The organism is Bacteroidota bacterium, assembly GCA_041658205.1.
In the GTDB taxonomy this organism is placed as follows: Bacteria; Bacteroidota; Ignavibacteria; order UBA10030; family UBA8401; genus UBA8401.
In genome coordinates this window covers 2,592,323-2,618,227 of sequence record JBBAAO010000001.1, presented here as the reverse complement: position 1 = coordinate 2,618,227, position 25,905 = coordinate 2,592,323, and the positions used below count along the sequence as shown (strand labels likewise).

Sequence of the window (25,905 nt, the reverse complement as noted above, 5' to 3'; positions counted from 1 at the left end):
TTACGTCAATAGGTGTGTTGTGATATCGCAAAATATTTTTATAACTCCGGTGTATGGTATTGTAGCATAGTCGGGTGGCTATCGATATAATCCTTTAAATATGGATTATAAGGAGACAGACTAAATTTTAGTCAAAACAGTACACCCATTTTACAAGCATGGTTTAAAACTCAAATTTAAACGATTGTAGGTGTTTTAGAGAGGACGGTGTTGGATCTGATGTGATAGTAACGCGATAGGTATTTGAGAAAAAAGATGCACTAATCCATGCTTTCAATTCAGTTTGATTAATATTCTACGGGTATTCTCGGGGCGAATATATTTTTTGTTTTTTATAGAACACAAAATGTTTGTCCCCTGATTGATGAAAAGTTTGCTAGTTCGCCAATGGCAAAATTAATGGCGAATTGTCTAAATGGCAAACTCACTTTGCCACCTTGCCAATCTCTATAGGGTTTTGTCGAAATGGCGAAGTATGGAGTTTAACCCAATAAATCTTTAAATTTATACGTCCAATAAAATATGGCGAAACATGGCAAATTGCCTGAAGCCATGCTACAAAACCTTTCTAATTCCCTTTATTGGGATTAGGAGCATAAATGGACGAAACAAAACAAATCTATGATAACGTCATGGATAAAATTACCAAAGCAATATCGGATGCCAACACGGAACTTGAAGCAATAGATCCTACGGGAGAGAAGTATATCCTGACGGCTATCTTCAGTGTTGGCGTCTCCGTTAACGACCCTATGGCCGAAAGCGGATCATCAACAATACATCACGAAATCTGCATCAGCAGCTATCGTGCAAATATTGCTGAAGTTGCTTTTGTATTGGGACGCACTGCGAATGCTGTCGCAGATTATCCTCATCCAGAAGGTTTCGCACCTTTGGATGTATTTGCAAGGTCACATGATTTTGCGAGTGCACCAGAAGGTCGGCTCAGTGTAAACTGAGATTATGGATTGAATTGGCCCGGGAGAGTATTCGGCTCCCGGGTTTGTATTTTTAAAGAGAAGAGGATCGTACCGTGGAAAAACCGTTCAATTCTGACCTATAAGCGATTCACTATATTATCGGGATTACGGTACACTCCGGGATTCAGTATACTTTAAAGCGCAGCTTTAATCGATTGCTGAGGTTTTAGGATGGTCTTTATGGAGCGATGACAAATCAGGGTATGAGGATCTGAGAAAAGATACAATTATTTCATTTGTCCATAATATTATAATATGGAAAATAAGTTAAGCCAACTTGTATTAAATCATTTTATAGATTTTGGTATCCAAGTTATTAACTGATCGTTGGGTAGTTTCATTTCGATCCGATTAATAATAAGATTCATAGTAAAATTAATATCAATGTCGTAAGGCGAATCATTGTGATTTTTATATTTGTATTCTTTCTCAAGTTTGGGTAATTGACTTTTAGATACTGATTTGATTGATTTGTAACCTTTTGTTAGCAAAAACACAAAAAACGATGTGGACTCTACCTTTGTCTGTTTTACAACCGGTGAAATATGATCTGGAATTTCAAAATAATAATAGACCGTGCAATTACTTTTTGAAAAATCTTCTGCCAAGTTTACATTGCCAACATTCACTTTAAGCTTAGATGGTAAGTTGATAATTTTATAACTCAGACCCGACCAGGTACAATAATTGAAATGTTCTCTTTTATACTTAAAAAATAAAATTTCATGTGGGAGGTTATCATTGAGAATTTGCAAAAGATCTACGACAAAAGAATGGGATTTGAAATCATACGACTCTGTTTTCAATATAAAATTATTCTCCAAAACAAATTTACCTGGGTAAATACTTCCTATGTCTTTTGCTTTATCTAAAATATTTTGATGCTCTGTTTGCAATCGTTTTATACTAAAGTGGTTAACACCTCCTTCTTCGGTCGCTGCTTCTTCATAATTGTAATTATTGAACTTGGTTGTAAAATGAAAGATTGAACTTATTGCCCTATCACTTTCAGTAATATAAAACTGCTTTAAGCTATCAAATTGTGTTGTATTGCAAAGTTGAAATTCATTTGGTCTTTGTGCGTCCCATGGAATATTCCTTGAATTGAGATATATTTTCATTTCTTCCAATTGTTCACTTAATGCCTCTATTTCCCAATTCTTACTAATAAAATAATTAAAATCTGGAGTGATATAATCGTCAAATTCTTGAGTATCAATAATTAAATTAACAGCATGTGTGTAATATTTCCTTGCTTCATCTTTCTTATTATTTAAGAATAAACAGTGCGCCATATTTAAGATAAATGAAAGATCATCAGGGTAATTTTTAGATGCGTATTCGCAATAATCTTCTGCTTGCGCAAAATACCCCAGAATGATATAGGACCGACCAAGCGTTGCTCTATTGTTGGCGATTTCTGATTTATACATATCAATATCATCCTGATCAATACGACGATAAGGTTCGTTACTATATTTTAATATTCGTTCATCAAAATCTTTTAACACAGCGATGGCATCAGTATACCTTTCCAATTCAAATAAAGCTTGCCCTTTCAATCCAAGTATTAACAAATTAGTCCAATTAAACCCGACACCTCTAGGATCATTGGACATATAAAAATTATCATTATTATTTAGATATGAATCAGCGAGGCTAATACACTCAGTATAGTTGCCTTTTTCAAACACTACTTTTGCAAATGATAGTTCATTACTGACATCTTGAGAGAAAATTGTGTTAAATAGACTAATCGAAGTAAAAAACAGAACATATAAATGCATGTATCTATTACGTTTTTTCATGTGACATCCTTTGACAAAAATGATTTAAAATGATAAAGCCTCATCATCTTCTTACCGAAGAATCAGAGGCATGATAAAATCTCGACCGGCACAAAATAAAAGCTCCTGTAGCCTTCGCTTCGGCAACCTAAATGAGTCGGCTAGGACGCACTAAGACACCTATGCAATGGCATACAGGAGCAACCATAGACATGGCTGCCGAGTAATAAATTGCATAGGCGCTCTTGTGAGTCGCTTTGTATCGTTGTGTGTCCTAGCCGGAATTAATGTAATGAGATTTGCCGAAAGAAGGAACCAAGAACTAAATATTGCGGGATCTTTGAATAAATAGCGTTGTTGCAAGTTTCTGAAGTTCATCATTATTGAACTGAATTCCCGCAGACTTCACAACATCCGCAGCATCTCGAACACACAGAAGAAGCAATTCTTTCAGGTTATCAGACGACTGGGAAGTTGGCATTTGAGGCACAGGCTCAGGCTCCCCGATGATCGAAAACTCCACCTTTGAAGAAGTCTTCTTTCCATTCATCACAGCAACTCTCTGAAGCACGAATGAGCTACCGGCCTTCAGCTTGTGCTCCTGGATCAGTTGGTGGATGGGAGCATCGGCGAAATAGCTATATTCCACTCCGTTCTCATCCTTCGCAGAATAGAGATAGAACTCGCCGTAGTTGTTTTGGCCGATATATGGTTTATCCTTAAGCAGCGTGAGCTTGGTTGGAATTCCCTGCGATAGCTCCAGCTTGGGCTTGTTCATCGTTCCGTTCGTATTCGACATCGTTTGTTCCTTTCGTTTTGTATGAAAAGTGTGATTGTGCAGGTGTTCTCATAATTCCAACGGGAGGTTTTCCTCCATTCAACTTAGTATAGTTGGCAATTGCGATGAGATCCGGTTCTGTCTTGGCTGGTGTGACCCGGACCAGTCCAAGTTTCTGGCCAATAGGAAGAAAGCGAGGGAGATCCACCACCTCATACCGGTCCCGACCCATGCGGAATGCAATCTTGCCGTGTGGGAGAGAGATGGTCTTTTCACCGGTAGACTGCATCCAGTTCTGCATATTCCAAACGAGCCAATCGATCTTCTTCTGAAGCTTTGCAACCTCTGACATGTTCCAGTTCTGGATAAGGCTGATTTCCTTTTCAGCGATATCGTTCACCTCATTGATCTTGGCTTCGATGACCGAGATAGCTGCCAATGCCTGGTCTGCTTTGATCTTGGACATTTCGATAAGTTGATGCTTTTCTTTCTCTTCTTCAGCATCCAAGAGTTCTTGAAGCCAATCGGGGGATTTTTGTTCAATCATGGTTTCTCCATCCTTTCAATGACGATTTCGACCACTTTTTTTGCAGCCGCGACCACCATTTCAATGACGGCAAAAACTGCTTGCCAGTTGATGTTCATAAATGATTTCCTTTGAGGTACAGTTTGAAAACAAATGCCGCTTCAAGTCAGTAACCCAACAATGCTCATTGTGGTTTGAGTTTGAACTATCGGCGGCTATGAATTAATACGGATACTCTTCAATTGAGAGGATCTTGTTTGCTTTCCGATCTTCGACATAGTAGGCCAATTGTTCCATATCGCTTTCTTCGCTCCTTGCAAGCCGTTCAGCCTGCTTTTGGGTTTTCGCCTCAATGATATAGACTGTCGACTGATGGATTGTCTCATCTACTTCAACTCTCCATCGTGTCATTGTTCACCTCTATACCAGACACAGTCTTTCGGCTGTTTCTCTTTTCGAAGGCCACCATATTGTGGATGACGAATAGCCCCTGACTTCAACCGTTCCATACCTTTGATCGTTACTACCTTTCCGATATACTGATCTTGACATCTTGACATCAGCAATCGTTCTTCATCAGACATACCGGATGCTTGACCTAGCTCAGTCAGCTTGCCATTGACATACTGCCCGAACTTCACCGCTCCGATCTGAGTATTGTATTTCCCTTTACCAAGAGAGAAGCCAGTAATCACGCAATCATATGTCGCGCTCTTCTTGGCTTTATACCAGTTGTTTGCCGGTCTGCCACCTTCGAGGTATGTTGCATTGAGGTTCTTCAGCATGATCCCTTCACCACCGCTAGCAATCACGGATTCATATAGTTTCCGTTTTTGAAGAGGGGATGATGCGAACGGCAGAATGGAGATGTGATCGCATTGGAGTTTGTATGAGATGGAGAGAAGATAGCCGAACCGTGCCTGAAAAGACTTATCGGTGATCTTCTTGCCATTGATCATTAGGCAGTCGAATACGAAGATCTTCACCTCGTTGCTTTCATCAGAGTTCTCTTTCCGATGAACCAGTCCGGCTATTTCGGCACTATCTTTACCTGGTGCAAGGATCTCGCAGTCCAGAACCGTTCCAACTAGTTCAGGGAATACGAGCGAAGCAAGGTGTGGTAGTGAAGCTGTCTTTTCGAGAGGATGCGTAGGATCAGCAACTCCAGCAGAGCGAGAAAATACTCTAAGACCCTTCGCAGTGACATGAACAACAGCTCGCATGCCATCGAGCTTAATTTGTGCAACATAGTTATCATCTCTGAGTAGTTGATCGAGATGTTTTTCATCTTTAACTCCTTGGGCATTCATTGCCCAGACTATTGGTACAGGCTCAGAAGAGTTTTTTTTTCTGAAGTCTCGGTTGTCGTTGGCTTCCCGTTTCTGGATACAAAAACGTATCCTTTCTTTTTCTTTTCGTTTAACTTCTTTTGGAATTCGAGGTCAGCTTCGGCTTGTGATACGCCGTCATAGATCACTGAGATCTGCCCGGCTTGACCGATGCGACCATAAAGCGCTTTCACTGTATAGCGGCCGTTGTTCTTAATACCCTGAAACTCATAAAACTTGTTATGGCCGGCAGAGGTGTTTTCTAAACGAATTGTATTCATAGCTTTCCTATGGTTTGTTTTTGGATAGTAAGTGAAATACCTGTGATTGAGCATTCGATGGATCCCTTCAGATTCATGTGAGCCAGCCGATCAGCAATAGCTTCATGGAGGAATTCCCATAACTCAGGCGGATAGTCTTTATCGAGCTCTAAAACGAAAAAGCCGGTCGATGTGACCGGCTTCTCATTGGATTTATCGAGCGTTATCATAACATGCTCTCGGCAAGCTGGTATGCCCTCCGTTTGAGCTGCTCGCCTGATCCTCCGAACCAGATAGAACGAAGCTGTTTGCTCGCATCCTTCTGGCTGCTGTAGTGATCAACGAACTCCGTGACGGCATTGTATGCACCGAACAGATTCCCTCTGTGCATCGAAGCATCCTGAACGGTATCATGCAGAGAGATGATGTGATTCCGCATGTTCTCGGTCCGGGTGTTGTTTTCTGCCTGTGGATTATCCGGAATGAGAGTCTTCACATACTCAACCAACTGTGATCCTGAGACTTTGCGAAGTGCCATCCTGTTGAAGATGAAATCAAGCTGAGAATACAGCTGATTGGTAAGTCCAAGGATCTGATGAGCTTCCTGCAGTTTGTCCTGAGCGGACTGTGTGTGTTTGATACGGACTTCTGATTCAGTTCCTGAGAGTGCTGCGGTGAGGGTGTTCTGGCACACGACCCTAATTGGACTCATTTTTACGCGGATATGACTTGAACCATCGTGACTGTTGTAGAGAAGGACGAACTTCTCTACTGGGTCTTTCTTCGGGCCGACTTTGATATAATCAGGAAGCTTCGCCAAGAGCCAGATCTTTTCGCCTCGTCCCAACACGCCGGCAGTGTGATAGATCGCCTCGTCTCGGTCCACAAGAGGATCGAAGAAATTGAACGCGTCTTTGTTTTGGACTGGTTCATATCGAGCACCAACTACACCCAAAACAACATTCGTGTCATTTCGAAGTGTTGCAAACGCATTGGGAACATCTGAATATTTGTGACCGTTGATGATCGCTTTCATCGGACGTTTAACGACTGTGTAATCCAGTCGTGCTGCTTCCATTGCTTCTGCAGCTGTTGCGGGTTTGTTGAGATGTCGTCCTAATTGATGCCAAGGGACATCCCCGGTATAGAACATCGAGGCTTGACCCTCGCGTTGTTCCAGGTTGTGTGCCATGAATCCTCCATATATGGTTGTGAATAGGGTATGTAACTAGCTACCTATTCTTATACCAAAAAATGGGGATCAGATTGAATCGGTTTGACGAATGATCCAATTGAAGTAAAAGAATGTTTCTATGATACAAATTTAAGTGGAATTGATTGAATTATATTAATGGTAAAAAGAGGCAATGCTTTGAAAAAATATAATAAATTAACAACGTTTAGTAACAATCGATTAACTTTCCTTTCACTGGGATATTTGTTATTATTTAAAGGAGATTAGAAGTAAAAATCTCAAAAATATATGTTAGCGCAATAGTTTTTCTATAGGTGATTATTACGTGTATTATTTTAGTTAAATAGAAACAATTTATAGAAGGGAATATATATGCCAAACGAAAAACCTGAAACAGGAAATAAAATATTCTTTTTTGTTGACAATAAGAAATACGAAACGGAAAAGACTACTCTAACAGGGGGTGAGATTAAAGCAATGATCTCTGGATTTGATCCAAGTTATAGTTTATTTCTTGAAGGGCCAGGCGATGAGCCAGACAGACTTATTAATGATTCAGAAACAATCTCTTTAGAAAAGGATAAAGGACCAAAACGTTTTTATACAGTTCCTCCTGCAAATTTTGGTATTCTATGAGCTTGATTGACGAACAACTTATAACTCTACAGGCAGAATTCCCAGGTGCATCCATTACTCCATCTGGAGGTGGATCACATGTCGTAACTTTGCCAAACGTTACACTACCGGAAGGGTGGAATTTGCCTAAAACTATTATCAAATTTGTAGTGCTAGCAAATTATCCACACGGTGCACCAGATTGTTTTTGGGTTGAACCAAACCTGAGATTGAAGAATGGATCTTCACCGAAGAATACAAACATTCAAATAATACCAGGCACCTCAGATAATTGGCTTTGGTTTTCTTGGCATACTAGTCGATGGAGCCCCAACCGTGATACATTGTATACGTATGCAAAAGTTATCGAAACGCGCCTTAAGGTTGTTGAATGAATGAATTAATTATAATAGAATCCGATTTAGTATTTTTGAAAACACGTTTACAGAGTTCAAAATTTGAAACGTGTGCCATTCTTTTAACGAATCCCATAAAACGTGGGGACTACTACCGTCTGTTGGTTAAAGAAATTCACATGGTAACCCCAGATGGTTATAGAAAACGCAATACTTCGCAAGCAATTATAGATCCTCTTTTTCTAGCACCGCTTGTTAAAAGAGCAAAAATTAATGGGTTTGGATTAGTATTCGTTCATACACATCCAGGTGAACAAAGCATACCAAATTTTTCAACCATTGATGACGATGGCGAAATATTGTTATCAAAGTTTATTAAAAGTAGAAAAGTAGAAGGCCCGCATGCAGCAATTGTATTTGGAGAGAATCTTTGTCGAAGTAGAATTTTAAATAGCCGAAAAGCAGTTAAAGTAATATCAATTGGTAAAACTCGTGAAACTCTTTTTGATCCTGTTCGAAATAAATTATTGGATCGTTTTCATCAACGGCAGGTAAGGATTTTAGGAAATAGTGGCCAACAAACAATTACCAAACTCCGAGTAGGTATTGTAGGATTAGGGGGGACAGGTTCAATTATTTGTCAGCAACTAACTTATTTAGGCATCCAAAATTTTTTGCTTATAGATCCTGATAATGTAGAACAATCAAACCTAAATCGTTTAGTAGGTGCGTATAAAAAACATATAGGCTTAGCAAAAATACGGGTCGCAAAGGAACATGTTAAAAAGATTAGTTCTAAAGTTGAAGTAGAAATGCTCCAACGAAGTATTTTAGACGATGATGTCGCTAAAAAATTATCAAAAGTAGATTTTATTTTTTGTTGCACGGATTCACAATCTAGTCGTGCGGTTTTGAACCAATTAGCTTATCAATATCTTGTTCCTACCATTGATATTGGTGTTAGTATTACTACAATACAGGAAATAGTGAGTAGAATTACAGGACGTGTGCAGCTTCTTTCGCCTGACCACGCCTGCCTTACATGTCAAGAGCTTTTGGATGCCAATATCGTTCGTCAAGAGTTTTTAACACCAGAACAAATTGCCCAAGACCCTTACTTTATAGGAGCAGGAGAGCCTCAACCAGCGGTTATTTCTATTAATAGCACAATGGCTTCACTAGCTATTACAATGTTTCTTAATGTGGTCACGAAATTGCCAGGCAGTGCGAGGTATTTAATTTATGATGCTATTCAAGGTAGAATAAGGTCTGCTACTGCTTCCCAATATCCCACCTGTATAGTTTGTTCGAGGCATGGGGCATTAGGCCGAGGTGATCAATGGAGCCTACCAGTTCGCTTGGTATCGCCACATGAATAGTCGTAATACGATATTCTGGATCGGCAGAACACCTGCACAAAATGTTATGCTAGAATTTCAGTGCAGAGATATCAAGCTTGATTATTTAACTGTAAAGACAAATATATCTCAAACACTTACAGATCAAAGTTTAATTAAAAGCTTAGGGGTAATTTATTTTCATAAATCGATTAAATTAGGGAATACAATTACATTTCTTCGAATCGTTTCAACCCCTCTTGTTAAATATTCCGGTATAAAAATTCTGATTATTGTTGAGGACACTTCTGAAGTTAACCGAATTAAGCAAACATTCCTTGGCAAATCGGACTTCTCAACATTTAACGAAAGCCACATTTCATTTCAATTAAAGCAATCAATAGAATATAATGATGTTGCTCGATCTTTTTCACAATTGCAATCAAATCCTTATCCAAATATCAACTTAAAAATTTATCCCAGGACAGGTACTATCTTATCTGAAGAACAAAATGTACTTCTGCGTCGAAGTTTTTCAGATTGCGATTCGCTCCATATTCACCAATTAGATCAGCAGGGTTATTCCGCTAAAGTCTTTTCTGTCTACCCACAAATCAACGATGGTATAAGTAGTGGTCGACTACAACCATTTCTTGTAAAGTTTGATAAAATAGACGATATAATAAATGAAAATAATTACTATAAGACTTATGTAAATCCTTATATCCCATTTAGTTTGCGTCCCAATCTTGACCACAATCGCAGTATACATTCCTCTGAAATTAGTATCAAATCAGATGAATTCGGAGCACTGGTATCAAGTTATGTGGATCGAGCAATTCCACTATTGGAGGCAATAGAAAAAGGAACAGGTCCCAATGCACTGCACTGTCTTTTTGAAGAATCATTAGATCGATGGTTGCAAAATACAAAAATTGAAGATGGATCTCCTTTTGACGCTATTGAAAAAAGATTTAAACAAAACAAATTTAATGAAAGTCCCCAAATACTCACCGAGGCAAAAAAGATAGGACATGTTTTAGATCCGGATGTGCTTCTTGCTAAATTAAAAACAATCCCATGTAATAAGCATCGTAATGGAATTATACATGGAGATCTTCATGCGAATAATATTCTTGTAAAAGGTTATGATGCAATCATAATCGATTTTTCCGAATGTAGAAATGGTCCAGTTCTTGTTGATTTAGCAACATTAGATGTGTCAATTGCATTTTTTTCAGCATTACGAATCGAAAAGGAAGAAGAATTTAAAGAATGGATAAGATTTGTTAAAGAGAAATACAGTTACAAGAACGTTTCCGGATTACCTGTAGTACGTCAAGGATATGAATATTATATGCGACAATGGAATTGTATTCGCCAAATTCGTCGACATGCATTGATGGAAAGAGTCGACAAAATGGAATATGCAATATGCCTAGCAAATGAACTATTAAAGCACTCTGTTTATATTAACAAATCAAACTTTGGACTTCAAATTGCCGCATACTCTTATTACCTAAGCTCAAATCTTGCACAGGAAATACTAACAAATACATGAAAACGAGCAATCGAAGAGCTCTAAAAATAAAATTGAACGGCACAGTCTCCAATCATGGAGACGCGATTAAAAAAAATCGTAAGTCAGGCGATGTTGTAATTGTAGAAAGGGGTTCTTTACGATCACTTGTTTGTATGTGTCCATGTGGCTGTGCTGAACAAATAACTATAAATTTGGATATTAGAACTGGAAAAGCATGGAAAATGTATCGAAAAGTAAAAGGGATGTCGTTATATCCATCTGTCTGGAGAGATTCTGGATGTAAAAGCCATTTCATAATATGGAATAACAGAGTATTATGGCTTGATGATGATTGGTGGTTTGAAGAAGATAATATAGTAGAAATTACAAAACGCATTCTTCCCTTGTTCACACCAGATGAATTTATACATTTTAGAGATATAGCTGAATCAATCGAGGAAATACCCTGGTCTGTACTGCGTTCATGCAGAGAATTGGTCAATCAGGGTATTATTATCGAAGGCGAGGATGAAATGAAGGGTTTTTATCGAAAGATATGACTTGGGCAACAAAGAATTTTTATTTGTCGGTACGATATTCGAATTGGTAAGCGGGTATATCTGAAGAATTGAAGATTCTTAAAATACCGAGAAAGTAAGAGATCTAAGTAATCCTATAGTTCTTCTTGCTGCCCTTACCGGTCTTAATAATTATAACTTGTTATTTCGAATTCTTTTTCCTCTATAGATAATATTATATGTCTGTGGGTATGAATAGTTATTCTCAAATTCTTCGATAGCCTCAATCGATATTCGATAAACCTTCCCCAGTTTCATATGTTGTAGTGCTTCAGCCTGACAATATCGAACCACAGTTTTTGCGCTGCACTTCCAACGAATCCCAACCTCCGTTGGTGTATAATATTTTCGGTTTAAATCTTGTTCCATTCTAAACCATTAATTATTAATACCAATATACAAATCTTGACCAATTCACGTAACCGCAATATCGATATACCCTGCCCCCTCCGCGAATCCTGGTAGACATCGCTTTTCCTAGAAAATTTATTTGGATTTTTTTATCAACCATACTGAGTTTTTGTTCATGAAAAGCGATTCTGGTAAAATTATTTTTGGAATTATTGTGGTTTATATGTGGTCAGAAACATTTAGTGGAGGTATTCGATGAGGACGGTGTGGATTTAGGTTCGAAAAGGATAAAATTTTACTGATATATATAGTACTGCCGACCATCGGGTTCGGGCATTTTTATTTCCAGGACGAGGTTGATATAAAAAGTTCAGAGTGTGTGCCCGGGTTTAAAATAAAAGCGCCCCAATTCTCTCGAAAAGGGGCACCCCGTGCTCGGGACTCGACATCGGCTTACTGCGAATCTCATAGTGGTGAAGGAGTTGAAATACTGATTCAAATCGTAATTGTAAGATAATCGTAATTGCTTAAATGGATATTGCTGTTTGGGTTATTGTGGTTTCTTACGATTACGATGATTTTGTCATAAGCTGTTCGTTATTGAGGATGACGGTAGATTTCAAAGATTTTGAATATTATCAAATTTTTATGTATATTTACTTTATGAAAGCAGTGGCTTTAATATTTTCGATCTTCTTTTTTACTATATCTGTTGTTCCTTGTGCAGATATCTGTGAAGATCTAGGATTTATTGCTGTATCGCATAATGATAATGCTGGGAATACCTCACAAGATACATGTCCAGTATTTTGCATTTGCAACTGTTGTGGAGTGGTAATTGGAGCCGATGTTTCCGCAATTAATATCTCTTCTCCCGATAATGTATCAACATCGTTTGGTTCGTTTCTCGTAAACGGACATCCTTCTGGTTATAACACTTCAATTTGGCAGCCGCCTAAGCAAGCGTAACACCATTCTATAGCTATTTCATCTTTAGATTTTATTCTTTCTGATCAGAAAGAATACGCTCAATCATTTACTTTAAATACTCGTGGAGAATACATGAAGCAAGTAATTGCTTTGTTCATGTTGGTGCATTTATTCAGCATCACTTATGGACAAGATAAATCAATAAATACTTTGTCATTAAAAGAAGCGATAGAACTAGGCTTAAAAAATAATCCCGAAATACAATCTGCGAAAGAACGAATATTCTCGGCCAAAGGAAGATTTTGGAGTGGGATATCATTGCCAAAGCCTGAAATATCTGCTTCGCATGAATGGATACCGGTAGGGAAAAGCCTTAAAGGAGCAACCGAAAGGACAATTGAAATCGGACAATCTTTCGAATTTCCCTCAAACTATTTTTTAAAAGGATCTAAATTTAATAGTGAAGAAGAAATTGAGAAGTATAGGTTAAGCATGTCGGAAAGGAACATTATATATCAGATAAAGACAAACTATCACAAGGTATTAACTAAACAATTTCAGATAAAATCAGCAGAAGAAAATCTTTTGATCTCGGAAGACTTTTTGAAGAAAGCGGAGATAAAACGTAGTGTCGGAGAAGGAACGAATCTTGAAAGATTAACTGCCAAAGTCCAATACACTGAATCGAAGAACAATCTTGAGGTGATTAAAAACGAATTTACGATTGCATTTGCTGAACTTAATTATGCTCTCGGATTCGGTAAGCAAAACTATGGGGCCAACTATACTTTAACAGATTCGATGGTTTTTGTCGATCACAAAATAAGTTTAGAACAACTTTTTCAAACGATGGAGGTTGCAAACCCCCAGTTAAAAATTGCTGAACTAAATTCTCAAATCTCATCGGTTGAGAATTCCCTTGCATGGTCGTCACTCCTACCAAATTTTAATGTAGCATATTATCAACAAACCCGTGACGGAAATAATGGATTCTATGGAGCAGCATTAGGAATATCAATTCCATTATGGTTTTTGTTAGATCAAAATGGAAAGATACAGGAATCAGCTGCCAATCAAGCAATATCGGAATCAGAACAACGCATAACAAAAAACGAAGTATCCCTGATGTTAAAAAACGCCTACACGGATCATGAGAATAATCTACAGCAGGTGAAATTATATGTAAACGATATTTTACCACAAGCAGAAGAGATATATAGAACCGCGATAAAAAGTTACGATGCTGGGGAGCTGACATACCTTGAGTATCTTCAGGCAAAACAAACTCTGATAAATTCAAGAAATAATTATATCAATGTGTTATTCAATCATTTTCAATCAGTGTTCAAAATTGAAGAAATGATCGGTAAAAATATCACAGACAATTCAGGATTGGAGAACTAAATGAAAGCAAGAATCATATTTTTTAGTATTGCTGCAGTATTATCTATAACCTTATTCGGATGCAGCGGCAAGGAAGAACCTAAAATAGAAGAAAGTCATACTGAACATAGCGAAATAGTGCAGCTTTCAACCGAAGCCATTAAGGAAATAAAACTAGAGACTGAAATCGTTTCCTTTCGCCCATTTACAGGGTATTTAACAATACCTGCGAAGGTGTTGACAAATCAAGATAACGAAGCACAGATCGGTTCACTTGTCCAGGGTAGGGTTCATCAGGTATTTGTAAAGGTTGGTGATTTTGTGAAAGCAGGACAAATATTGATGACGGTTGAAGGTTTGGATGTAGGTGAAATTAAAGCCGGATTTTTAATCGCAAAGGCCGCATTGGATTATACAAAAGCAAATTATGAACGACAAAAAAAATTATATGATGAGAAGATTGGATCACAAAAGTCCCTTTTGGAAAGCCAATCAGAATACGAGAAAGCCCTTGCGGAATACAAAGCAGAAGATAAAAAAATTCACTCCGTCGGGTTAAGCGATGCTGATATTAATGATGAAAAAAAGAGTGAAGAACATACTTCGGGCACATTGTCTATAAAATCTTCCATTAATGGTATAGTGGTTGAAAGAAATGTTGTTATTGGCCAGTCTGTCGATGTAACGTCGAATGCATTCAAAATAATAAATACATCAAACGTATGGGTTGACGGTCAGGTGTATGAAAAAGACATTGCAAAGATTTATCAGAAAACCAATGCAGTATTCTCTTCGGCGACTTATCAGAATGAAAAATTCAACGGAAGAATAATATACATCGGTCAGACCATTGACGAACAATCCAGAACAATAACAGTGAGAGGAGAATTTTCCAACACAAACGGTAAATTAAAGCCTCAAATGTTTGGCGATCTAAAAATCCCGATTGAATCAAATGCGAAAGCAATAATGATGCTCGATGAAGCTGTAGTGAAAGAAGCCGGAATAGAATATGTTTTTGTGCAAACAAGTGATACAACATTTGAGCAGAGGAAAGTGTCAACCGGTACGGTTGTTGATGGCAGGATAGAAATTAGAGCGGGATTAACGATAGGTGAAGATGTCGTATCGAAAGGGGTGTTCTATTTGAAGAGCGAACTGAAAAAAGAAGAAATTGAAGGAGACGAACACTAATGTTAGAAAAAATAATATCACTAACGCTTAAGCAGAAAGGAATGATCATATTTCTTTCCCTGCTTATCGTGACATTCGGATTGTATTCCTATTTGACTTTACCTATAGATGCTTTTCCCGATGTTACAAATATCCAAGTAGAGGTTGTTAGCTATGCTAATGGGCTTTCAGCAATTGAAATTGAAAGAAATGTAACATATCCGATTGAAATGGCGATGCGCGGTTTACCTGATGTTGAACAAATGCGATCTGTTACTAAGTTCGGCCTTTCGATAGTTACAATCGTATTTAAAGATAATGTTGATATCTATTTTGCCCGTCAGTTGGTGTTTGAACGATTAGGTGAGGCAAAAGAAAATGTTCCCAAAGGCGTTGAAGTTGCAATGGGACCAATTGCAACGGCGATGGGTGAAATATACCAGTATACGCTTGAAGGATCCATGCCATCCGATTCGATGGCAAAGATTGCATATTTGTCCAACTTACGAACAGTTCAAGAATGGATTATTACACCGCAGCTAAAAAGTGTTGCCGGTGTAAATGAAATAAACTCTTTCGGTGGGTATTTTAAACAATTTCAAGTGATCGTTTCGCCCGATAAATTATTGAAATATGATTTAACAGCGGACGATGTATATTCAGCTATTGAAAACAATAATCAAAATGTTGGCGGGAATATTCTTGAAAAGAATTCAGATCAATATATTGTTCGCAGTGTCGGGTTAATTAAAAGTATTGCCGATATCGAAAACATTGTATTAAAATCTCACGAAGGAATACCAACGTTTATTAAGGATGTAGCACAAGTAAAGACTGGTGAAGCTGTGAGGCAAGGCGCCGCAATGATTAACGGAAAGGAAGAGTCTGTTGGTGGCATTATAATGATGTTGCGCGGTCAGAATAGCCGTGATGTTGTTAAACTCGTAAAAGAGAAAGTGCAGGAAATTAACGAGAATAATATCCTTCCCGACGGAATAAAGATGGTTCCATATTATGATAGAAGCGACATTGTAAACGCAAGTGTTAATACAGTAAATAAGGCCTTGATTGAAGGTTCTATTCTTGTTCTTATCATAGTGTACTTATTGTTGAGAAGTTTTAGAGGGAGTATTGTTGTACTTATTGCTCTACCTCTCTCATTACTTGCAACATTTATTGTAATGAAATTTGTAGGTCTTAGCGCAAATTTGATGTCGCTTGGTGGACTTGCGATTTCAATAGGAATGATTATCGACGCAACGATAATTCAAGTAGAAAATGTGCAAAGGCATTTAAGCGAAGAAGGAAATAAGAACCCCAAAATGTTGACCGTTCTTAAAGCAGTATTAGAAGTGCGAAAACCGAGCATTTTCGGAGAGCTAATTATTGCAATTACATTTATTCCAATCCTTTCATTAGAAGGAATTGAAGGTAAAATGTTTGGACCGCTTGCCAAGACTGTTGCCATTGCGCTTCTTTCTTCGATGTTTCTGTCCATATTTATCATACCAGTTCTTTGCTCAATATTTTTGAAATCGCAGCCGGAAAAAGAAAGCATTATCATGAAGTATGCGACAAAATTGTATCAGCCGATATTAGAATATGTGATGGAAAAGAAAACAATGATTTTAAGTATTGCCGGAATATTCTTAATACTTTCGCTAATGTTGTTTACACGATTAGGTACGGAGTTTATTCCAATAATGGATGAGGGTGCATTTGATATGGATGTATCGCTGCTCCCGGGTGTTTCACTGTCAAAGGCGATGGAGGTAAATCAACTTGCAGCCCAAAAAATGAAACAGTTTGATGAATTAGATATCGTTGTATCCCGTACCGGGCAAACGGGCGTCGCAATGGACACACGAGGTGCGGATAAAACAGGATATGTTGGAATCCTAAAACCGATAAGTGAATGGAAGCGGGATATATCAAGGGAGGAATTGACCAATGAAATGCGTGCATCGTTGGAAACGATACCTGGAATTAGTTTTGGGTTTAGTCAACCCATACAATGTAGAATTGATGAACTTGTTGCAGGAACAAAAGCGCAATTAATCCTTAAACTATTTGGCGACGACATAGATGTGCTTAAGGATAAATCGGATGAAATAGCAAAGGTTCTTTCCTCCATTCAAGGCGGAACCGATTTGTTGACTGAAAAAGTATCCGGTCAGCCATACTTAACCATAAACATTGATCGATCAAAAATAGCGAGGTATGGCTTAAATATTAACGATGTTCAGAATGTAATAGAAATTGCTGTTGCTGGAAAAGCAGCCACAAAGTTTTATGAAGAGAACCGTAGCTATGATATTACAGTTCGTCTGCCGGAAGAGAAACGGAATTCCATTGAAGCAATAGAAAATATATTAGTCCCGGCCAAATCGGGAATAAATATTCCGCTTGCTCAATTAGCCGCAGTAACAATTATTGAGGGTCCCGTTCAAATTAGCCGCCAGGATGGAATAAGAAGAATTGGCATTGAGATGAATGTAAGCGGAAGGGATATCGGCGGTTTTGTTGCCGAAGCAAAACAAAAGATTAAAGATAATGTTCAACTCCCTGCCGGTTATTATTTAACCTGGGGCGGACAATTTGAGAATCAACAGCGAGCAATGACCAAACTAATGATCGTAGGACCTGTTGCTGTCGGAATAATTCTACTGCTTTTGTTCATTACGTTTCGATCTATCCGTTTGGCATTACTGGTAATTTCAAATCTTCCCTTTGCGCTCATTGGTGGAATATTTGCTCTCTACATTTCCGGGTTATATTTGTCTGTTCCTGCTTCAATTGGATTCATAGTCTTATTTGGTGTTGCTGTGTTAAACGGAGTTGTGTTAGTATCTCACATTTCTCAGTTAAGAGAAGAAGGCATTGAATTACAAGAAGCAATTAGGAGAGGAAGTCTTGACAGATTACGTCCGGTTTTGATGACTGCATCAATAGCCATTTTTAGTCTAATGCCGATGTTATTTGCCACCGGAGCCGGATCAGAAATTCAAAAACCGCTCGCTACAGTGGTCGTCGGTGGATTGATCACCTCAACGCTGCTAACATTGTTAATTATTCCCTCTGTGTACAGTTGGTTCGAAAAGAAAAATGTTGAAGCGGAAATGTAATTAGTGCTTTCCGGCTTATTCCATATGGTGTAAGCCGTTTTTATATAAATAAATAGTAAGGAAAATAAAATGAAAGAGATAAAAGCAATAATAAGACCGTTCAAATTATTGGAAGTAACGGAAGCGCTGCAGAAGATAGCAGGACTTCCAGGTGTCACCGTTTCTGAAATTAAAGGATTCGGTAAAGGCAGGGCAAGAAATGCACAAGATAAAACTGTTTACGAGATGGTGGAACTCGTTCCAAGGGTGAAATTGGAAGTTGTTGTTTCTGATGGAATGGTAGACGAAGTGGTTAAAGTAATTCAGAAATATTCACATACCGGCAATACGGGAGATGGGAAAATATTTGTCGTGAATGTTGAAGAGGTTATAAAAATACGGACGAACGAACGGGGGAAAAAAGCGATATGATGGTTCTTCGCGGATGGCGAGAATTGTATAGATATGTCATGCACAGGCGGTGTGTACGAACTTCACGAATATGGAAATCACAGAGGTCCGAGGCCAACGGGACCTGAGAGTGGGATGGTGTCTGCCTCGTATAATGAGTTCATGAGATGAAACGAGTTACTACATATATTAATACTCTAAAGGTAAGCCGGTTGGCAGAGGAGTTGATTGCAGCCGGCATCAAAGAGATAAGAGTGATCGAACATTTCTCACCAACGTCACAGATCTCTCGATTGCAGCTCTACTGTGAGTATGATCTTGTTGACAAGGTGCGAGAGATCATTCGTCAACATGGGTCAAACGGTTCACCCCCCAGCTATGACGTTGCTGTGTCCGATTTTGATCCAGATCTTCCGAGCCAGATTCCCATTGGTAAAAGGATGAGTGTTCTTGAAGAGCCTCACCTCGCAAGGCGTATCCGCTCACTCTTCAAAGGCGCATCAACCAGACTTACGGTTGTTTTTCTGGCGATAACTCTAAGTATCGGTGTCGTTGGTATGTTCACTAATATTCAATTGGAACGGTATCAGAGAGAAGCCAGAGAATCGGCAGAAAATGTCCGAATGGTTGTCGATGCCGCCGGTGCCATTCAGGTTGCCCACCTTGAGGAATTATTAGCAGCGGAACGGCTTCACCGAGGAGAAGGTGAAACGGCTATGTGGGATTTCAAAACTGCACGGGAAAATCTTGGTGTTGCCGTCAAAACCCTCCATGGCTCACGTCTTATCAGCCGAGGGGCGATCGACTCACTGGTTGAAATTGAGAATCGGTTCCAGTCCATTACCGACGCGATGTTTGGGGTTCTCATGCGCATCTCTAATCCTCCGCCAAAACAGAAAGCTGAAACGCGTGGCGAACTTTCCCAGTCACATGCAGGGATCATGGTATCGCTCAATCTCCTTCATCGAAAGTGTGTGAACCTACTAGCCTCGCTTGAGCGAGATGTCGACGAAATTGCTCAGGAAAACGTTGTGGAAAACAATAACGCTCTTAATGCTATACGTATCTCACTGATACTTCTCGCGATAGCGGCTACGATCATCACAATCATCATGTGGATTGTCACCAGAAGTCAAGTATCAAAACCGTTAGGCATCTTGGTTGAAGAAGCCTGGGCATTGGATGATGCAGAACTCAGATAACTTATAAAGATACGGACGAACGAGCGTAGAGAGAAGGCGATATAATTCTAAGCAATGAGATTCATTGTTTAGAACAAAAATGAAAGGAGGTTATTATGAAAGGGTATATATTTTTAATTGGTATTGTGGCAATTGCGTTCAGCGTTACTGGATGCTATTCACAGTACGGCGCCCAATATGCCCGGGGTGAAATTCCGACCGACTCGAGCGCTATGTTAATTGATGATATCATCAAATTAAGCAATGAAGGAATAAGCGATACCGTCATCGTCTCGCAAATCAACGCAACATATTCATACTTCGTGCTTGATACCGACGACATTGTTGAATTAAAAAAAGCCGGCGTCAGTGAAAAGGTTATTAATGAGATGATCAATACTTCCGCATCTGTAACAAGCGGCAGTGCAGCACGATATTATGGTAATCCTTTCTATTTACTTCCCTACTACAGCTACCCGTGGTATTCTTCGTTCTACCTCGGTTTCTTCGGCAGACATTATAACCACTCTCCTTCTGTTTCCCACTTTCCTACTTACAATAGAGGTCATTACAACCGTGGTTATTCTGGCGGACATGGAATCAGAGGACATTCTTCGGGCGGCAGCCATCGCTCATCTGGAAAACACCGATGAATCCCCGCTCTGAAAATCGGAAAGGAGAACGAATATGAAGCCAAAGCTACTCATCGCTTGCATTCTGACCATAGTATTGCTGGCGATTCCCTCGACGTTGAATGCTCAACAGGAAAAAGATTCAATGCAGAACACTATTGTAAAAGCGGAGAAGTACTTAACGCAAGGTAAATTCACTCAGGCAGTTTCAGCGCTCGATAAAATCATACAAGCCGACCCGGAAAATATTGATGCGCTCAATTTGCTGGGCAGGGCATATCTCTCTGCAAGAAAGTTTCAGGAGGCGGGGATTTTCTTCAAGCGAACTCTTGATGTTGATGCAGATAAAGCAGAAGCTAACCTTGGATTGAGCATCACGTATCTTCTGGACGGCAAGTCGCAGGAAGCAAAGCCGTATGCGCTTATCGCATCTCGTTCCGAATCTACAAAGATAGATGCGCTCAACATTCTGGGACAGATTGCCGCACAAGAAAACGATATTGACAATGCACGAAAATATTATCAGGAGATACTTTCCATTGACAGCACACATTACGACGCACTTTCAAATCTTGGCGTCTTGTATCAGCAAGCGGGGAATGAGGCGCAAGGACTGGAATACTTTCAGCGTGCTGTAAAATTCTACCCTGAAAATGCTTCTGCGTACCACAACCTAGGCGTATTGAGCAGCGTCCTTGGGCGTTTGCACGAAGCGATTATTAATCTGAACAAAGCTGCATCACTCGATTCGATCAATCCAAAATCGCTCCGTACGTTGGGAATCATATATCTCAAAGAGCGCCTTTTTAGTGAAGCAGTTTTCACATTTCAGCGGGCGCTTAACAGGGATTATTTTAATATGGAGAGCCGTGTTGGAAAGGCACTCGGATACTGGTCGTTGAGGGAGTACGAGAATGTTCTTCGGGAGATTGAAGACATTCGTTCATTAGGAATTCGGTTCGGACGAATGGAATTGTTCCTTGCCAATATCTATTTCGAAAAGAAAGAATATGATAAAGCAATGGAATATGCAAAGCAAGACGAGCAAAACAATCCTTCTGAAGCAGAAGGACATTACATGCTTGGCATGCTGCATCAAATTACTGGTGATAAGCAACTGGCAGAAAAAGAATTTAATGAAGCATCAATGATTACGAGGCAAAATCCTAAAGCTCGCTTGCTCTTCAGTGCTGATACGTACTTCACTTCAGGAGGGAAATAATGAAATGTTTTCACATTGTGCTGTCAGTGTTTCTCCTTTCTGTACCGTTATCGTTGTATGCACAAAACAATACTTCGATACTTCAGAAAACAGACCCCGTTCCGAAAGTGGATTCGATTTTAGAAAAATATATTGAAGCGCTTGGCGGCAAAGAGAAAATACTCTCCGTAACATCAAGAGTAAGAACAGGCGTTGTTGAAATATCCGGTATTCCCTCCAAAGGAACTGTTAAGCGATACCAAAAAGCGCCGAACAAACTGATGGGTATTCAACAAATTCCCGGTTACGGAATTGTCCAAACGATTTTTGACGGCACCACCGCTTGGTATCAACGACCGGAAATACTATTGCGAAAAGCTGAGGGCGAATGGTTGGAAGATATTAAGCGTCAGGCGGAGTTTTATTGGCCACTGCAATTGAAAATGCTATTCCCAAAAATGGTTTTAAAAGAATCCATTCCTATCGCAAATCGTCGCGCATACGTAATAGAGGCACATCCTCTCAGCGGAAGTACTGAACTATTGTACTTTGATTCAGAGTCTGGACTATTGATACGTCAAGATATTCTTCTTGCAGGAGGAATGAGAAATGTTGTAACATTATTAGAAGACTATAGCGAAGTGGATGGAATCAAGTATCCATTCACTATTCGGCAGGACATTATGACCATACGGTATACGGAAGTTAGGCACGATATTCAGGTTCAGGATTCGGTGTTCGTAAAGCACGGTAATGAATAAAAAATTGCTCGGAGCCTTATGAAAACAACAAAACGGATTTTACTTTTCATAGTAGTTGTATCAACGGTGTTGTTGTATTTTGCATATTTTGCTCCGACAAAAGAATTGGGCACATTCAGCAAATTTGTTCCCGGAAGAGAGATCAACCAGTTAATAAATGTCGCCATTGTTCAATCCAAAGGGTTTGAAAGGGATGACAACGGAGGTATTATTTCTTTTTACGTAAAAGATAAAGATAACATTGAAGCAAAAGTAACTCTTCACAAACCAGCAACGGAAGAAATTGACAATGCAAAAGTAGTAGAACTACTGGGACACATGCACAAAGATAGTTTCATCGCGGCAAGCGTTTATGTGGTTCAATAAAATATTAAAGAAAATAATTAAAATTTAAAAGGATTTAGCAATGAACAAAATTATTAAGATAAAGTTCACTTTATTCTTTCTTCTTATTTCTGTATTAAAATTTACTTTTTCCCAAAACATTATTGCTCCGGAACATGATAAGACAGTAATTCCAAACGTTGGGGTTAAAGCACCGGATTTTTCAGGTCATTATTTCGATGGAAAACCGTTCACGCTTTCCAAAATAGCAAAAAACAAACCTGTCCTTCTCTGGTTCACAAATCTTTGTTCCGGCTGCCAATCAAAGCTTCAATTTATTGAGGAGTTAAATAAAAAATATCAGAAGAAGGAGATGGAAGTATTAGCGGTTAGTCAATTAGGAAGTGACCAGAAAACAGTTGAAGATATTATCCGCCAGAACAATTTATCTGTTAGGTTTGTGTATGATCCCTCAGGGGTAGCAACGACTCTTTACACAGGGGGATATAATCCCGGCATCTGTCCGGTGAAGAATATTTATCTGATAGATAAATCAGGGAAAATCTCCTTTGCGACACATTATCCGGGAGTATCTGAAAAAGAATTAACCAAACAAATAAATAAACTTACGAAAGGTAACCAGCAATGAAGGATAAAATAATCTCGGTTTTAGGATGGTTGGCGATCGTTCTCTTCGTTGTAATTTATGTGGTTGAGCTACTTCCTCATCAAGAAGGCCCTCCCGTAACAATAGTCTGGATTTATGAAACCTTCGGACAAGCAGGTTTAATCATTCTTAATATTCTCATCGTCTTAGGTTTTTTTGCGCTGCTTCCATTTCGCCGTCCCACAAAACATCTATGGAAATCTCGCGGAACTTTTGTCGCTTTCGTAATTGCTCTTATGACTGAAATGTTTGGTTGGCCCCTCGTCATATTTCTTCTTTCACCACTTGTCAATATTCCTGAGATTGGGGAAGCCTTCGAGGAAGGTTTTAAAATATTTGGACAGAAGCCGGCTCTGGTTGGAACGGCAATCAGTTTCATTGGGCTTGCTATTATTGCTTTCGGCTGGGTGCAGATACACCGTGCAAAAGGATTAGTATCAACGGGAATTTACAGGTATATGCGTCATCCGCAATACACAGGTATTCTTCTTTTTACGTTTGGATGGCTCGTCCACTGGCCTTCAATTGTAACTTTGGTATTGTGGCCCATTTTAATTTTAATGTATGTCTGGCTTGCAAAGCAGGAGGAGAAACAAGCTCTTGAAGAATTTGGCAATGAGTATGTTATGTACGCAAACCGAACAAAGAGATTTATTCCCTTTCTTATCTGAAATATTTAATAAATACATTAAAGGAGTATTAAATGAAAACTATAATTGCATCACTGTCGTTACTTGTTCTTGTTGCCAGCACAGCAATTGCATACCCCCCGGGTGTTGGCATTCTCGGGAAAGCAAAATCTTGCATGAGTTGTCACGTTAACAATGGTCCCTGGGTAGATGAATCAAAAACCATTATTGATATTCTTGACAAGGAGACAATGAAATCTCTGCGTCAATTAGATGGCACTTTTCAATTTGAAGCAAAACGTGGACAACAAAAAACTGTTCTAACGGTAATTGGTCGAATAAAAGGCGACGACACCCCGGCTCCTTACCGGAATGCATGGACATATATTGATCCGACGATGATCGGGGATAGTTCTCTTTCGAAATTCGCACCGGGCTGGGCAGTGAATCTTCACATGTCCTGTCGAGTTGTGGGTGACAATCTGCCAGGATTTGAAGGGACAACAATTACAGCTCTACCTATGACCGTCCAGCCGCTTAACGATGCAAAGGACGCTGTATTACAGCTTCAAGTGATGTTGACAAAAGGTGAATCTGTTAAGGGAAACACCAAAAAGGGAATGTTGGGAAACTACTTTGAACGCGCGGTAAAGATAAAAGTGATTGACTAAAGTTTCATAATTAATTGGTGATTTCAGCCAAATTATCAAAGAGCACGATTATTGGTTTGAGAGAAGTTTAGGAAAAAGTATCAATTAGAAGATAATTTTAAGGACATTTTATTATGACCGGCTTATCCCAAATAATAATTGGCGCATTACTACTCAGCATAGTCCACGCATCAATTCCAAATCATTGGCTGCCTTTGGTCGCGCTTTCTAAATCCGAGAAATGGAATGAGAGATTTACTTTAAGTACCACTGCCATTGCCGGTGCTGCACATACGCTCAGCACCTTAATTATCGGAGTCATTGTCGGATTTTTAGGCTACAAATTATCGGATTCGTATTCTTTTATCGTTGGTGTTATTGCACCGAGCTTGCTTCTACTCCTTGGAATTATTTATCTCGCACTCAGCATTCTAGCAAATAAACATCATCACCACCATCATCATCATAGCCATGAAATTCATCTTGATGATACTAAAAAGAAAACTACAATCGCAATAATTCTTACGTTAATGATTTCAATGTTTTTTTCTCCCTGCCTTGAAATCGAAGCTTATTATTTTGTTGCAAGCAAGCTCGGCTGGCAAGGAATCATAACCGTTTCCGTGATTTATACAATTATTACAATATCCGGAATGCTTCTGCTCGTCTGGCTTGGAATGAAAGGAGTAAAAAATATTAAATCACATTATCTTGAACATCATGAAAAAACAATTACAGGAATTTTGCTAATCGTTTTGGGAATAGCCGGATATTTCATCACATAGTGCGATATAGTCGTTCCTTCAGGAATGGCTATGCTATAAAATAAGAAAGCAAAGGAGTTTGTAATGGAGCTGAGCAAATCTATCATAGTTTTTATCCTCGCCGGATTTTGTGAAATAGGAGGCGGATATTTGGTTTGGCTATGGTTGAAAGAAGGCAAGCCGATTTGGTATGGGATTCTTGGAGGACTTATTCTTGCCTTATACGGTGTTGTTGCTACTTTACAGACTCAAAATTTTGCAAGAGTATATGCCACTTACGGCGGTGTATTTATTGTGATGTCCTTACTGTGGGCTTACAAGATGGATAATTATGTGCTTGATAAATATGACATTGTTGGAGCCTTGATTGCATTGGCAGGTGTTTCTATTATTTATTACTCACCAAGACAGTAATATAAAGGAGATAAGCATAACGATGGATTTAAATCTCACTTTCTCGAACATCACGAAAAAACAATTAC

28 protein-coding genes are annotated in these 25,905 nt (G+C 39.0%); 21 read left to right on the top strand and 7 right to left on the bottom strand.

The window, feature by feature from the left end:
- Window positions 1-599 precede the first annotated feature (599 nt).
- Window positions 600-959 (top strand): hypothetical protein, encoded by a 360-nt coding sequence (locus WDA22_10820; GenBank protein ID MFA5833955.1) that lies wholly within the window; start codon window positions 600-602, stop codon window positions 957-959.
- A gap of 308 nt (window positions 960-1,267) precedes the next feature.
- Here the strand turns inward: WDA22_10820 and WDA22_10815 are convergent, their stop codons facing one another.
- From WDA22_10815 to WDA22_10785, 7 genes are all read right to left on the bottom strand, one after another.
- Complete coding sequence (locus WDA22_10815) at window positions 1,268-2,788, bottom strand: tetratricopeptide repeat protein (GenBank protein ID MFA5833954.1); 1,521 nt, start codon at window positions 2,786-2,788, stop codon at window positions 1,268-1,270.
- Window positions 2,789-3,089: 301 nt separating this feature from the next.
- A complete protein-coding gene (locus WDA22_10810) occupies window positions 3,090-3,545 on the bottom strand; it encodes a hypothetical protein (protein ID MFA5833953.1) in 456 nt (151 codons plus the stop codon).
- Window positions 3,487-4,092 carry a host-nuclease inhibitor Gam family protein gene (locus WDA22_10805; GenBank protein MFA5833952.1) on the bottom strand — a complete coding sequence of 202 codons (606 nt, stop codon included), beginning with the start codon at window positions 4,090-4,092 and terminating at the stop codon, window positions 3,487-3,489. Before WDA22_10805 ends, WDA22_10810 begins: the two co-directional genes overlap by 59 nt.
- 201 nt (window positions 4,093-4,293) lie before the next feature.
- On the bottom strand, window positions 4,294-4,482 hold the full coding sequence (locus tag WDA22_10800; GenBank protein MFA5833951.1) for a hypothetical protein: 189 nt from the start codon (window positions 4,480-4,482) through the stop codon (window positions 4,294-4,296).
- Window positions 4,479-5,381 (bottom strand): hypothetical protein, encoded by a 903-nt coding sequence (locus tag WDA22_10795; protein MFA5833950.1) that lies wholly within the window; start codon window positions 5,379-5,381, stop codon window positions 4,479-4,481. Before WDA22_10795 ends, WDA22_10800 begins: the two co-directional genes overlap by 4 nt.
- Window positions 5,382-5,389: 8 nt before the next feature.
- A complete protein-coding gene (locus WDA22_10790; GenBank protein MFA5833949.1) occupies window positions 5,390-5,680 on the bottom strand; it encodes a WGR domain-containing protein in 291 nt (96 codons plus the stop codon).
- A gap of 205 nt (window positions 5,681-5,885) precedes the next feature.
- Window positions 5,886-6,851 (bottom strand): DUF932 domain-containing protein, encoded by a 966-nt coding sequence (locus WDA22_10785; GenBank protein ID MFA5833948.1) that lies wholly within the window; start codon window positions 6,849-6,851, stop codon window positions 5,886-5,888.
- A gap of 375 nt (window positions 6,852-7,226) precedes the next feature.
- Between WDA22_10785 and WDA22_10780 the strand changes: the two genes are divergently transcribed.
- The 20 genes from WDA22_10780 (at window position 7,227) to WDA22_10685 (ending at window position 25,837) form a co-directional block, all read left to right on the top strand.
- Window positions 7,227-7,490: a hypothetical protein gene (locus WDA22_10780; protein ID MFA5833947.1), complete on the top strand. Its 264-nt coding sequence runs from the start codon at window positions 7,227-7,229 to the stop codon at window positions 7,488-7,490.
- Window positions 7,487-7,864, top strand: a complete 378-nt coding sequence (locus tag WDA22_10775) for an E2/UBC family protein (GenBank protein MFA5833946.1) — start codon at window positions 7,487-7,489, stop codon at window positions 7,862-7,864. The genes WDA22_10780 and WDA22_10775 overlap by 4 nt, the downstream gene beginning before the upstream one ends.
- Window positions 7,861-9,204: a ThiF family adenylyltransferase gene (locus WDA22_10770; protein MFA5833945.1), complete on the top strand. Its 1,344-nt coding sequence runs from the start codon at window positions 7,861-7,863 to the stop codon at window positions 9,202-9,204. The genes WDA22_10775 and WDA22_10770 overlap by 4 nt, the downstream gene beginning before the upstream one ends.
- On the top strand, window positions 9,197-10,723 hold the full coding sequence (locus tag WDA22_10765) for a phosphotransferase (GenBank protein ID MFA5833944.1): 1,527 nt from the start codon (window positions 9,197-9,199) through the stop codon (window positions 10,721-10,723). The genes WDA22_10770 and WDA22_10765 overlap by 8 nt, the downstream gene beginning before the upstream one ends.
- Window positions 10,720-11,244 (top strand): DUF6527 family protein, encoded by a 525-nt coding sequence (locus WDA22_10760; GenBank protein MFA5833943.1) that lies wholly within the window; start codon window positions 10,720-10,722, stop codon window positions 11,242-11,244. Before WDA22_10765 ends, WDA22_10760 begins: the two co-directional genes overlap by 4 nt.
- A 900-nt stretch (window positions 11,245-12,144) precedes the next feature.
- Complete coding sequence (locus tag WDA22_10755; GenBank protein MFA5833942.1) at window positions 12,145-12,582, top strand: DUF6660 family protein; 438 nt, start codon at window positions 12,145-12,147, stop codon at window positions 12,580-12,582.
- Between the two features lie 93 nt (window positions 12,583-12,675).
- Window positions 12,676-13,947, top strand: a complete 1,272-nt coding sequence (locus WDA22_10750; protein ID MFA5833941.1) for a TolC family protein — start codon at window positions 12,676-12,678, stop codon at window positions 13,945-13,947.
- Window positions 13,948-15,120 carry an efflux RND transporter periplasmic adaptor subunit gene (locus tag WDA22_10745; GenBank protein MFA5833940.1) on the top strand — a complete coding sequence of 391 codons (1,173 nt, stop codon included), beginning with the start codon at window positions 13,948-13,950 and terminating at the stop codon, window positions 15,118-15,120. It begins immediately after the preceding gene.
- Window positions 15,120-18,224 (top strand): CusA/CzcA family heavy metal efflux RND transporter, encoded by a 3,105-nt coding sequence (locus tag WDA22_10740; protein ID MFA5833939.1) that lies wholly within the window; start codon window positions 15,120-15,122, stop codon window positions 18,222-18,224. The genes WDA22_10745 and WDA22_10740 overlap by 1 nt, the downstream gene beginning before the upstream one ends.
- Before the next feature lie 69 nt (window positions 18,225-18,293).
- Complete coding sequence (locus WDA22_10735; GenBank protein ID MFA5833938.1) at window positions 18,294-18,635, top strand: P-II family nitrogen regulator; 342 nt, start codon at window positions 18,294-18,296, stop codon at window positions 18,633-18,635.
- Window positions 18,636-18,781: 146 nt separating this feature from the next.
- Window positions 18,782-19,816, top strand: a complete 1,035-nt coding sequence (locus WDA22_10730) for a hypothetical protein (GenBank protein ID MFA5833937.1) — start codon at window positions 18,782-18,784, stop codon at window positions 19,814-19,816.
- Between the two features lie 95 nt (window positions 19,817-19,911).
- A complete protein-coding gene (locus tag WDA22_10725; protein MFA5833936.1) occupies window positions 19,912-20,448 on the top strand; it encodes a hypothetical protein in 537 nt (178 codons plus the stop codon).
- A gap of 34 nt (window positions 20,449-20,482) precedes the next feature.
- Window positions 20,483-21,649: a tetratricopeptide repeat protein gene (locus tag WDA22_10720; protein ID MFA5833935.1), complete on the top strand. Its 1,167-nt coding sequence runs from the start codon at window positions 20,483-20,485 to the stop codon at window positions 21,647-21,649.
- The gene (locus tag WDA22_10715) at window positions 21,649-22,389 is read left to right on the top strand and encodes a hypothetical protein (protein MFA5833934.1); all 741 of its coding nucleotides are present in this window, start codon (window positions 21,649-21,651) and stop codon (window positions 22,387-22,389) included. Before WDA22_10720 ends, WDA22_10715 begins: the two co-directional genes overlap by 1 nt.
- 18 nt (window positions 22,390-22,407) lie before the next feature.
- A complete protein-coding gene (locus tag WDA22_10710) occupies window positions 22,408-22,755 on the top strand; it encodes a hypothetical protein (GenBank protein ID MFA5833933.1) in 348 nt (115 codons plus the stop codon).
- 40 nt (window positions 22,756-22,795) lie between these two features.
- Window positions 22,796-23,362, top strand: coding sequence for a redoxin domain-containing protein (locus tag WDA22_10705; protein ID MFA5833932.1), 567 nt, complete (start codon window positions 22,796-22,798; stop codon window positions 23,360-23,362).
- Window positions 23,359-24,051, top strand: coding sequence for an isoprenylcysteine carboxylmethyltransferase family protein (locus WDA22_10700; protein MFA5833931.1), 693 nt, complete (start codon window positions 23,359-23,361; stop codon window positions 24,049-24,051). Before WDA22_10705 ends, WDA22_10700 begins: the two co-directional genes overlap by 4 nt.
- A 32-nt stretch (window positions 24,052-24,083) precedes the next feature.
- The gene (locus WDA22_10695) at window positions 24,084-24,680 is read left to right on the top strand and encodes a hypothetical protein (protein MFA5833930.1); all 597 of its coding nucleotides are present in this window, start codon (window positions 24,084-24,086) and stop codon (window positions 24,678-24,680) included.
- A gap of 113 nt (window positions 24,681-24,793) precedes the next feature.
- A complete protein-coding gene (locus tag WDA22_10690; protein MFA5833929.1) occupies window positions 24,794-25,444 on the top strand; it encodes a hypothetical protein in 651 nt (216 codons plus the stop codon).
- A gap of 63 nt (window positions 25,445-25,507) precedes the next feature.
- A complete protein-coding gene (locus tag WDA22_10685) occupies window positions 25,508-25,837 on the top strand; it encodes a YnfA family protein (protein ID MFA5833928.1) in 330 nt (109 codons plus the stop codon).
- The last annotated feature ends 68 nt before the right edge of the window (window positions 25,838-25,905 follow it).